This is a genomic window from Aromatoleum toluvorans (genome assembly GCF_012910905.1).
GTDB lineage: Bacteria > Pseudomonadota > Gammaproteobacteria > Burkholderiales > Rhodocyclaceae > Aromatoleum > Aromatoleum toluvorans.
Genome location: NZ_WTVN01000068.1, coordinates 1 through 7943, shown reverse-complemented (window position 1 = coordinate 7943; position 7943 = coordinate 1). Strand labels below are relative to the sequence as shown.

Below are 7943 nucleotides of genomic sequence, written 5' to 3'. Positions count from 1 at the left end.
GCCGTGGCCGGGGAGGGCGGGCGCAAAGGTGCGCACGTCGGCCGGCAGGGCGTCGCAGAGATCGCTCCAGACGCGCGGGGCCAGGCCCCAGCCGTGCAGCAGGACCAGCGGCGGTGCGCTCAAGCGGCGCGCTCCAGTTCGTTCAGCGCGGCGACGAGACGCTCGACGTCCTGCTGCGTGTGGGCGGCGGTGAGCGAGATGCGCAGGCGGGCGCTGCCTTGCGGCACGGTGGGCGGGCGGATCGCCGGCACCCACAGGCCGGCGTCCCACAGCGCGCGGGCGGCGGCGAGCGTTTCGGCGTTGTCGCCGATCACGACCGGCTGGATCGCGGTGCGCGAGGGCATCAGCTGCCAGCGCCGCAGTCTGAGCTCCGCGTGCAGCTGCTCGATCAGTGCCGCGAGATGGCGGCGGCGCGCATCGCCGTGTTCGATGAGGTCGAGGCTCTTCAGCAGGGCCGTCGCGAGCGCAGGCGGCGCGCCGGTCGTGAAGATGTAGGTGCGGGCCTTCTGCATCAGCCATTCGACGACGTCGCCGTGGCCGGCGATGAAGGCGCCGGAGACGCCGGCGGCCTTGCCGAGGGTGCCGATGTAAACGAGGCGCCACGACGCGAGGCCGGCTTCGCGCAGTGCGCCGCGGCCGTCCGGGCCGAGCACGCCGAAGCCATGGGCGTCGTCGACCATCAGCCAGGCGTCGAAGCGCTCGGCCAGCGCGAGGAGGTCCGCGAGCGGCGCGACGTCGCCGTCCATGCTGAACACCGAGTCGGTGACGATCAGCTTGCGCTTCGCACTGCTCGCGGCCAGCGCGCGTTCCAGGGCGGCGAGGTCGGCGTGCGGGTAGCGGTGCAGGTCGGCACGCGAGAGCAGGGCGCCGTCGACGAGGGAGGCGTGGTTCAGGCGGTCGGCGAAGATCGCGTCGCCGCGGCCGACGAGGGCGGGGATCACGCCGGAGTTCGCCATGAAACCGGTCGACAGGTAGAGCGCGCGTTCGCAGCCGACGAAGGCGGCGAGCCGGCGTTCGAGCTCGTCATGCACGGTGTAATGGCCGCTGACGAGGTGCGAGGCACCCGAGCCGCTGCCCCAGCGGTCGGCGCCGGCCTTGAGCGCCGCGGCGAGCTCGGGCTCGGCGGCGAGGCCGAGGTAGTCGTTGCTGCAGAAGGCGAGCATGTCGCGGCCGTCGACGCGCGCGTGCGGGCCGCAGGGGGTGTCGAGGCTGCGCCGCACGCGGCGCAGGGACTGGGCGTCGAGTTGGGCGAGGTCGGCCTTCAGCGAATCGAGCAGCATGAGGGGTCAGGCGAGGGCTGCGGCGAGCGCGGCGCCGGCGCCGGCGACGAGGTGGGCGACGTGGCCGTCGTCGAGCACGTAGGGCGGCATGAAGTAGACGGTGTTGCCGATGGGGCGCAGCAGGACGCCCTGTTCGAGGCCGGCCGAGAAGAAGCGGCGCGAGAAGTCGGGCCGCTCGCTGGCGACGTCGAACGCGAGGATCATGCCGCGCTGGCGCAGGTGGCGGACGGCCGGATGGTCGCCGAAGCGGGTGCGGATGGCGTCGCCGAGGCGCTGCGCGAGGCCGCGGTTGGCGGCGAGGACGTCGTCCTGGGTGAAGATGTCCAGCGTCGCGAGTGCGGCGCGGCAGGCGAGCGGGTTGCCGGTGTAGGAGTGCGAGTGCAGGAAGCCGCGGGTCGTCGCGTCGTCGTAGAAGGCGGCGTAGATCGTGTCGGTGGCGAGCACCAGCGACAGCGGCAGGTAGCCGCCGGAAATGCCTTTCGACAGGCAGATGAAGTCGGGCCAGATGCCGGCCTGCTCGCACGCGAAGAAGGTGCCGGTGCGCCCGCAGCCGACCGCGATCTCGTCGGCGACGAGATGCACCTCGTAGCGGTCGCACAGCGCGCGGGCGAGGCGCAGGTATTCGGGGTCGTACATGACCATGCCGGAGGCGCCCTGCACGAGCGGCTCGACGATCAGTGCGGCGGTGTCGGCGTGGTGCTCGGCGAGATGCGCTTCGAGGGCGGCGGCGGCACGGCGGGCGACCTCGGCGGCCGATTCGCCGGGTTCGGCGAGGCGCGCGTCGGGTGTCGCGACGATGCTGCCGGAACGTATCAGGGGCGCGTAGGCGTCGCGGAAGATCGCGACGTCGGTGACGGCCAGCGCTCCTGCCGTCTCGCCGTGGTAGCTGCCGGCGAGGCTGACGAAGCGCGATTTTTCCGGGCGGCCGAGGTTGCGCCAGTAATGCGCGCTCATCTTCAGCGCGATCTCGGTCGCCGAGGCGCCGTCGGAAGCGTAGAAGGCGTGGCCGAGGCGGTGGCCGGTGAGGGCGGCGAGGCGCTCGGAGAGCTCGACCACCGGTTCGTGCGTGAAGCCGGCCAGCATCACGTGTTCGAGGCGATCGAGCTGGTCGCGCAGGGCGGCGTTGATGCGCGGGTTGCAGTGGCCGAAGAGGTTCACCCACCAGGAACTGATGCCGTCGAGCAGGCGCCGCCCGTCCGCGTCGATCAGCCACGGCCCCTCGCCGCGCGCGATGGGCACCAGCGGCAGATTCTCGTGCTGCTTCATCTGCGTGCAGGGGTGCCAGACGGATTTGAGGGAGCGGTCGAGCAGGGAGCGGTCGGGCGAGGACGAAGCGTGCATCAGGGGTTCCGGCGGCGTGCAACAGGGAAATGTCGCGCAACGAGGGTTTCCTGTCAAACCCGCAACAGGCGGATCGGGGCGCCGGCGGTGCGATTTGCTAACATGTGACATCCCCCAACCCGAAGAGCCGATTGCCATGATTTTCGTGATCTCCCCGGCCAAGGCGCTCGACTACGAAACGCCGCCGGTGACCGACGCGCATACGCAGCCCGATTACCTCGACGATGCGGCCGAACTGATCGCGGTGATGCGCGAGAAGTCGCCGGCCGAGGTTTCCGCGCTGATGGATATCTCCGACCAGCTTGCGACGCTCAACGTGGCGCGCTACGAATCCTGGGCGCCGCCGTTCTCGCTCGCCAACGCGAAACAGGCCGTGCTGGCCTTCAACGGCGACGTGTACGAGGGGCTCGCCGCGACGACGTTGTCGCCGGCGGAGCTCGAATGGGCGCAAGCGCACTTGCGCATCCTGTCGGGCCTGTACGGCCTGCTGCGGCCGCTCGACCTGATGCAGGCGTATCGCCTAGAGATGGGGACGCGGCTCGCGAATCCCCGCGGGAAGAATCTGTACGCCTTCTGGGGCGACAAGCTGACCGTGGCGCTGAACGGGCTGCTCGCCCAGCAGCGCGAGGCCGGTGCGGTGCCGGTGCTGGTCAATCTGGCCTCGGAGGAATACTTCAAGTCCGTGATCCCGGCGAAGCTTGCGGCGCCGGTCGTGACGCCGGTGTTCGAGGACTGGAAGGGCGGGCGCTACAAGATCATCAGCTTCTACGCGAAGCGTGCGCGCGGCCTGATGTGTCGCTACGCGATCCGCAATCGCGTGGAGGATGTCGAGGGCCTGAAGGGCTTCGACCTGGAAGGTTACGCGTTCGCGCCCGAGGCCTCGGACCGGGACACGCTGGTGTTCCGCCGTCGCGTCGAGTGAGGGGCCCTGGCATGAAGATCAGTCACAGCTTCGACTCGGGCGCGATCGAGGTGTTGAGCCTCGACGATCCGGGGAACATCCGCCTGCGCCTGCGGGCGGACAATGCCGCGGAGTTTCACCAGTGGTTCCACTTCCGCGTGCAGGGTGCGGCGGGACGGAGCCTGCGCATGGTGTTCGAGAATGCCGCGGAAGCGGCTTATCCGGACGGATGGCCGGGCTATCGCTGCGTCGCGTCGTACGACCGGCGCAGCTGGTTTCGCGTTGCCGACACGCGTTACGAGGATGGCCAGCTGATCGTCGAGCACGCGCCCGAGCACGACAGCGTCTATTACGCGTACTTCGAGCCATATTCCTACGAGCGCCACCTCGACCTCGTCGGCTGGGCGGAGATGTCGCCCTTCGCGCAGGCGGATAGCCTCGGATGGACGGTCGAAGGGCGGGAGATCGACCGCATCGTCGTCGGGCGGGCAACGCCGGGACGCCGGCCGGTGTGGGTCATCGCGCGCCAGCACCCGGGCGAGACGATGGCCGAGTGGTTCATCGAAGGTTTGCTGGAGCGGCTGCTGGACGCCGCGGACCCGGTCGCGCGCCGCATCCGCGAGCGCGCGGTGCTCCACATCGTGCCGAACATGAATCCCGACGGCGCGCTCCACGGCAACCTGCGCACGAACGCCGCAGGGCGCAATCTGAACCGCGAATGGCGTGCGCCGGACGAGCAGGCGAGCCCCGAAGTCTTCCATGTGCGCCGGGCGATGGAAGCGACGGGCTGCGATCTCTTCCTCGACATCCACGGCGACGAGGCGCTGCCCTACGTGTTCTTTTCGACTGCGGAGGAGGTGCCCGGCTTTACTGCCGAGACCGCGGCGCGGCAGGCCCGCTTCGTCGCGGCGTTCGCTGCGGCGAGCCCGGATTTCCAGACCGACGAGGGTTACAAGCCGGGCCGCTTCGGCGAGGAACTGCTGACGCTGGCGAGCAAGTGGGTGGCGCACCGCTTCGGCTGCGTGTCGCTGACGCTGGAGATGCCGTTCAAGGACAACGCGAACATGCCCGACGGGCACGCGGGCTGGAGCAGTGTGCGCAGCAAGCGGATGGGTGCGGCGATGCTGAATGCGATCCTCGCACACCTGGAAGGTGCCTGAGGATCGGATTCCTCACGCGAAGAGATTCAGCAGGCCGTCCAGGCCGACGTGGTCGAGGCGGCAGTCGGCGATCTTGCGCAGCACCGGCTTGGCGCGGAACGCGACGCCGAAGCCGGCTTCGCCGAGCATCGGCAGATCGTTCGCACCGTCTCCGGCAGCGATGACCTGATCCGGGCGCAGGCCGAGGCGTTCGCGGGCGGCGCGCAGGTGGGCGGCTTTCGCGGCGCCGTCGACGACCGGGCCGCTGACGCGTCCGGTGAGCTTGCCGTCCACGACTTCGAGCTGGTTCGCGTGGGTCTCGTCGAAGCCCAGGCGGGCCTTGAGGCGCTCGGTGAAGTAGGTGAAGCCGCCCGACACCAGCACGGTGTGGATACCCGCCGATTTCAGGCCGCGCATCAGCCGTTCGGCGCCGGGGTTGAGCTGCAGGCGCTGCTCGTAGACCTCGGCGAGGGCGGATTCGGGCAAGCCCGCAAGCAGGCCCACGCGGCGGGTGAGCGATTCGGTAAAGTCGATTTCGCCGCGCATCGCGGCTTCGGTGATCGCTGCGACTTCGGCCTTGAGACCCTGCATGTCGGCGATCTCGTCGATGCACTCGATGTTGATCAGCGTCGAGTCCATGTCGGTGACGAAAAGGCCGAAATCGGCCAGCCGGCGGCCGGGTTCGACCCAGGCCCAGTCGAGCGCCGCCGCGGCGCACACCGCGCCGATCTCGCCATGTTCATGGGCGCCGACGAGGCGGAAGGCCTGCGGCGTGATCTGTTCGATGGCGCTGGCGCCGGTGAGCTTGGCGACGGTTTTCAGGGCGACCGAATCGACATCCTCGCCCTGCACGACAAGATTCATTCGGCGCGGCTCCGGCGTTGCAGTGCGTCGCGCAGCACGGCGTGCGCCTTGCGGATCGTGTCGGCGGTGTCGTCCCAGCCGACGCAGGCATCGGTGACCGAGCAGCCGTACTTGAGCTGCGACAGGTCTTCCGGGATCGGCTGGTTGCCGGCTTCGATGAAGCTCTCGATCATCAGGCCGACGACCGAGCGGTTGCCTTCGCGGATCTGGTGGATCACGTCCTTCATAACCAGCGGCTGCAGGTCGGGCTTCTTCCACGAGTTGGCGTGCGAGCAGTCGACGACGATGTTCAGCGGCAGCTTGGCCTTGGCGAGTGCCTGTTCGGCGAGCGAGATCGACACGGTGTCGTAGTTCGGACGGCCGCCGCCGCCGCGCAGCACGACGTGGCCGTAGCGGTTGCCGCGGGTGCGCAGGATGGCCGATTGCCCCTTGCCGTTGATGCCGAGGAAGCTGTGCGGATGCGAGGCCGAGACGATGGCGTTGATCGCGACGTCGAGATCGCCGTCGGTCGCGTTCTTGAAGCCCACCGGGGTCGACAGGCCCGACGACATCTCGCGGTGCGTCTGCGATTCGGAGGTGCGGGCGCCGATCGCGGTCCACGAGATGAGGTCGCCGTAATACTGCGGGGCGATCGGGTCGAGCGCCTCGGTTCCGGCGGGCAGGCCGATCTCGTTCACATCCATCAGGAAGCGGCGTGCCTTCTCCATGCCTTCGTCGATGCGGAAGGAGTCGTCCATGTACGGATCGTTGATGTAGCCCTTCCAGCCGGTGGAGGTGCGCGGCTTCTCGAAATACACGCGCATCACGAGCAGCATGGTCTCGGAGACTTCGTCGGCGAGCGCCTTGAGGCGGCGGGCGTAATCGACGCCGGCGACCGGGTCGTGGATCGAGCACGGGCCGACGACGACGAACAGGCGGCTGTCCTTGCGGTCGAGGATGTTGTTGAGCGCCCGGCGGCCGGCGAGCACGGTTTCGGCGGCCTTCTCGGTCAGGGGGACGCGCGCCTTGATCTCCTCCGGCGAGGGCATGTGATCGAGGGCGACGATGTTGAGGTTATCCGTATTGGCGACGGGCATGGCGCGCTCCGCAGTGCAGCAAAGAGAGAAATTGTAACCCGAAGCGCAGGCGCTCCGGGGGTGCGTGAAGCGCGCCCGTCGGTGCTAGGCGAGTGCGGCGGGGGCCTGCGTCGTGAGTGCCTGTTTGCGGGCGGTGGCGGCGCCGAGCAGGGTGAAGCCGAGCAGGGCGCCGTCGGGCGCGAGGAATTGCGCTTCGACGCCGGCTTCGCCGTTCGCGGCGGGGGCGATGTGCCAGCTGCCTTCGGCGTTCGCCGCCGGGGGGCAGACGACGGTCGGGCACGCAGGCGTCTTCACGACGACGGGCATCGCCGGGTACACGATCGCTGTCGGCTTGCCGGCCAGCGTCGCTGCCAGCGCGCGGGCCTGATGCATGATCGGCATCACGAAGGGCAGCACCAGGCCTTCGACTTCGGCGCAGTCGCCGAGCGCGTGGATGTGCGCGTCCGAGGTGGCGAGCAGGCGGTCGACGCGGATGCCGCGATTCACCGCGAGCCCGGCAGCATGGGCGAGCGCGGTGCGCGGCCGCAGGCCGACCGCGGAGAGCACGAGATCGGCGTCGAGGACGCTGCCATCGTCGAGCGTGACGCGGTAGGCGCTTCCGTTGCGCACGACGGTGGTCGCGGAGGTATTCATGCGGAAAGTGACCCCGGCCGCTTCCAGTTGCTGCCGGAACCACGTCGCTGCCGCTTCGGGGAGCAGGCGGCCGAGCGGCCAGGCCGCGATGTCGATGACGACCGGCGAGATGCCGCGGGCGAGCAGGTCGTTGGCGAATTCGCAGCCGATGAGGCCGGCGCCGAGCACGACGACGCGCTTCGCACCATCGAGCCGTGCGGCGAAGCGGGCGAAGTCGTCGAGGTCGTTCACCGACAGGATGTCGGCGGCACCGTCGCCGGCGATGGGCAGGCGGATCGGATCGGCACCGATGGCGAGGACGAGATCGCGGTAGGCGATGCGCTCGCCGCTGGTCAGCACGACGATGCGGTTCGCGCGGTCGACGGACGCGATCTCGACCTGCGGACGGATCGTCGCGAGCACCTCGCCGGCCATCTTGTCGGCCGATTTCATGATCAGGCTCTCGGCGGTCTTGTTGGCCGACAGTGCGTTCGAGAGCATCGGCTTGGAGTAGAAGCCCGCCGCGTCGCGGCTCAGGATCATCAGCGGCGTGTCGCGGTCGAGCTTGCGGAATTCACGCGCGAGGTTGTATCCGGCGAGGCCGCTGCCGGCGATGACGATGGGCTGGGTCATGGGTGCGATCTCTTTTCTGGTGATTGTTCGGGAGCGCGAGCGGGGGAAGGGGCCTGCCTCCGCCCCGTACGACGTTGGGGTCGGGGGTGAGCGGGGG

7 protein-coding genes are annotated in these 7943 nt (G+C 69.4%); 2 read left to right on the top strand and 5 right to left on the bottom strand.

Annotated features, from left to right (window positions below; all coding sequences use genetic code 11):
- Nucleotides 1-119 precede the first annotated feature (119 nt).
- Nucleotides 120-1280 carry an 8-amino-7-oxononanoate synthase gene (bioF, locus tag GPA22_RS22060; RefSeq protein ID WP_169258221.1) on the bottom strand — a complete coding sequence of 387 codons (1161 nt, stop codon included), beginning with the start codon at nucleotides 1278-1280 and terminating at the stop codon, nucleotides 120-122.
- 6 nt (nucleotides 1281-1286) lie between these two features.
- Nucleotides 1287-2621 (bottom strand): adenosylmethionine--8-amino-7-oxononanoate transaminase, encoded by a 1335-nt coding sequence (gene bioA, locus GPA22_RS22055; protein WP_169258220.1) that lies wholly within the window; start codon nucleotides 2619-2621, stop codon nucleotides 1287-1289.
- 136 nt (nucleotides 2622-2757) lie between these two features.
- On the opposite strand from bioA, the gene yaaA reads away from it, so the two are divergent.
- Together yaaA and GPA22_RS22045 are read left to right on the top strand one after the other, a co-directional pair.
- A complete protein-coding gene (yaaA, locus tag GPA22_RS22050; protein ID WP_169258219.1) occupies nucleotides 2758-3543 on the top strand; it encodes a peroxide stress protein YaaA in 786 nt (261 codons plus the stop codon).
- Nucleotides 3544-3554: 11 nt separating this feature from the next.
- A complete protein-coding gene (locus GPA22_RS22045; protein WP_169258218.1) occupies nucleotides 3555-4682 on the top strand; it encodes a M14 family metallopeptidase in 1128 nt (375 codons plus the stop codon).
- 12 nt (nucleotides 4683-4694) lie between these two features.
- On the opposite strand, the gene serB is transcribed toward GPA22_RS22045, so the two are convergent.
- The 3 genes from serB to GPA22_RS22030 all read right to left on the bottom strand — a co-directional run bounded on the left by serB (nucleotide 4695) and on the right by GPA22_RS22030 (nucleotide 7846).
- The gene (gene serB / locus GPA22_RS22040) at nucleotides 4695-5525 is read right to left on the bottom strand and encodes a phosphoserine phosphatase SerB (RefSeq protein ID WP_169258217.1); all 831 of its coding nucleotides are present in this window, start codon (nucleotides 5523-5525) and stop codon (nucleotides 4695-4697) included.
- Entirely contained in the window at nucleotides 5522-6601 is a 1080-nt protein-coding gene (locus GPA22_RS22035) for a 3-deoxy-7-phosphoheptulonate synthase (RefSeq protein WP_169258216.1), read from the bottom strand. Before GPA22_RS22035 ends, serB begins: the two co-directional genes overlap by 4 nt.
- Nucleotides 6602-6685: 84 nt before the next feature.
- On the bottom strand, nucleotides 6686-7846 hold the full coding sequence (locus GPA22_RS22030) for an NAD(P)/FAD-dependent oxidoreductase (RefSeq protein ID WP_169258215.1): 1161 nt from the start codon (nucleotides 7844-7846) through the stop codon (nucleotides 6686-6688).
- Between the last annotated feature and the right edge of the window lie 97 nt (nucleotides 7847-7943).

Coding starts and splice junctions, on each gene's coding strand:
- bioF (WP_169258221.1), bottom strand. CDS start 1,280: ATGCTGCTCGATTCGCTGAAGGCCGACCTCGCCCAACTCGACGCCCAG.
- bioA (WP_169258220.1), bottom strand. CDS start 2,621: ATGCACGCTTCGTCCTCGCCCGACCGCTCCCTGCTCGACCGCTCCCTC.
- yaaA (WP_169258219.1), top strand. CDS start 2,758: ATGATTTTCGTGATCTCCCCGGCCAAGGCGCTCGACTACGAAACGCCG.
- GPA22_RS22045 (WP_169258218.1), top strand. CDS start 3,555: ATGAAGATCAGTCACAGCTTCGACTCGGGCGCGATCGAGGTGTTGAGC.
- serB (WP_169258217.1), bottom strand. CDS start 5,525: ATGAATCTTGTCGTGCAGGGCGAGGATGTCGATTCGGTCGCCCTGAAA.
- GPA22_RS22035 (WP_169258216.1), bottom strand. CDS start 6,601: ATGCCCGTCGCCAATACGGATAACCTCAACATCGTCGCCCTCGATCAC.
- GPA22_RS22030 (WP_169258215.1), bottom strand. CDS start 7,846: ATGACCCAGCCCATCGTCATCGCCGGCAGCGGCCTCGCCGGATACAAC.